The following is a 749-nucleotide window of genomic DNA, read 5'->3' on the forward strand; positions in this document are numbered from 1 at the left end:
CAACGTTTGACATGAGGGGCGGCCAAGGGCGCCAGCCCTTGGACGTCCCCCTCGATGGAAGGGTTAGGCATCACTGCGTGTTCGCTCGAATGCCTGGCGTGTTTGAACCATGTACACGGCTGGACCATCTGGGGTGGTTACGGTACCTTGCCTCTCAAACCCCGCTTTCTCGTAGCATCGGATCGCTCGCAAGTTGCTCGGCGACGGGTCCGTTTGGATCTTGGTGACCTCGGGATCATTGAACAGCAACTCAACCAGAGCTCGAACCAGCTTGGTTCCCAAGCCTTTGCCCAGTTGTGATGCATTCGCCAGTAACTGGTCTATTCCGCGTACTCCTGGATCGGTTTCTTCTTCCCACCATCCGTCCCCGCTTCCAAGAGCAACGTACGACTGGGCATACCCAATCGGCTCTCCATTCAGCATTGCAATGTATGGAGTGACGGACTCTTGCGCTAAAACGCTTGGCAAGTACTGTTCCTGTACGTCAGCAAGTGTCGGGCGTGCTTCTTCTCCGCCCCACCACTCGACGATATGAGATCGATTTAGCCACTCATAGAGCATCGCAAGGTCATGCTCAGTCATGAGGCGCAGTGTGACGGAATCGTTGCTGTTGGTCACGATGCTGTACTTTGTGATGCCTAACTTTGTTTTTGCGTTGCTCATGATGTCTAACTCCCAATTTGTGTAGGGCTTATTATGCACGCTTAAAAATAATAAAAGCAGACTTGACCTGATAGTTTGGCTGTGAG

Annotated in this window: 1 protein-coding gene; it reads right to left on the minus strand. The window is 52.7% G+C overall.

Annotated elements, in window-relative coordinates; genetic code table 11:
• Positions 1-63 precede the first annotated feature (63 nt).
• Positions 64-618, minus strand: coding sequence for an aminoglycoside N-acetyltransferase AAC(6')-Ib3 (locus OKC27_RS22770; protein ID WP_032488579.1), 555 nt, complete (start codon positions 616-618; stop codon positions 64-66).
• Positions 619-749: the final 131 nt, after the last annotated feature.

It is taken from the genome of Aeromonas sp. QDB62 (assembly GCF_027705695.1).
Lineage (GTDB): Bacteria > Pseudomonadota > Gammaproteobacteria > Enterobacterales > Aeromonadaceae > Aeromonas > Aeromonas allosaccharophila.